Origin of the sequence: Candidatus Cryosericum odellii (genome assembly GCF_003570935.1) — a bacterium.
GTDB classification, from domain to species: Bacteria; Caldisericota; Caldisericia; order Cryosericales; family Cryosericaceae; genus Cryosericum; species Cryosericum odellii.
The window spans coordinates 3,125-4,333 of record NZ_QXIU01000007.1; the positions used below are offsets into that span (position 1 = coordinate 3,125).

General features: G+C 51.5%; 1 protein-coding gene and 1 pseudogene. Both read right to left on the minus strand.

Annotation, left to right across the window (positions count from 1 at the left end):
- A pseudogene (locus SMC5_RS10910) lies at positions 1 to 566 on the minus strand (ABC transporter permease); the annotation flags it as partial.
- 4 nt (positions 567 to 570) lie between these two features.
- Positions 571 to 1,209, minus strand: a 639-nt coding sequence (locus tag SMC5_RS00245; protein WP_207798899.1) for an ABC transporter permease subunit, incomplete at its 5' end; no start/stop codon positions are given.

A 1,209-nucleotide genomic window follows, 5' to 3' on the forward strand; every position in this document is an offset into this window, starting at 1 on the left:
AGCGGGATGAGGTTGTCGAGGCTCAATCGCATAGTCAGCAGGCTGAGAGCGTTGCGAATGCCGTATCCTCGCGACAGGACGAGGACAGGATTGTGAATGGGAATGAGCTTGCCCATGAAGTAGAGCACGATGAGCTGGTAGATACCGCTGATGAAGAACCCGAGCATCATCGACGTCACCATCTCGCGCCCTTTGGCCTTGTTGAGAACAATGCCGGAGAACCACCCGAGGAGCACTGCCATGGGTGTTGCAACTGCCATGGCCAAGAATAGCCCGCCTATTCCTGGGACTCCCCAATTGAGAACCAGAATAATTGCGATCTGTCCCGACATGGCCCCGAGGACCATGCCAAAGTTGATTCCCATGCCTGCCATGATTGGCAAGAGCAGGGAAAGAACGAGGAAGGAATCGCGACCGACCCTTATGAACAGCTCTTGAATAAGGTAGGGGCCGGAGAAACCTGAGATTGGGATCGCAAATGCTATGAAGATGATGAAGATAATGGGAACGGCATTGTTGATGAAGAAGCGGGTTACGACATCTTTGAGTCCATATCTTCTTGTCATAGTGTCACCTGGATTTCCGGGTCGCTCGAGTGAGTGCGTAGACGATCATTCCATTGGAAACGATGAGTCGCACAACTTCTGCCGCATCTGTGTGAATAGCAGCGTTGATAACAGATGGGGTCATAGTAAGAATACCTTGAAACAAGATTGTTCCGATGACCACATTGGTAATGTTGGCCTTATTGACGCTGGCACCGCCGATGAGAACGGCGGCGACTGCGGGGAGTGCCATGAAGAAGGGGCCGTTGTACAACGAAATAAACCCATAGCTCTGTTCATACAGGAGAATGCCGATGGCTCCATAAACAGTCGATAAGATAACAGAAGTGGTTCTCATCCTGTCGACACTGATTCCGCTGGCACGGGCATAGTCTGGATTCGAACCGACAGCAGTCATGGCTGTTCCAGTCTTGGTGTGAAAGAATGCCCACATGAGCCATGCCATGAGTGCGAAAAACAAGATCGTGCCAGTCGGAATCATGAAGTTTTGACCGATGCGGATGGCGAGGAAGTTGTCCAATATCTTGCTCCAGAACCCATCGACAGAAATGGTGGTTCTGAGGCCTTGGCCGCTGTAGCCCCAGATCATCGTCGGACTGTGATAGGGCAGGACCATCCACATGATGCTCATGAAGGAGACAGA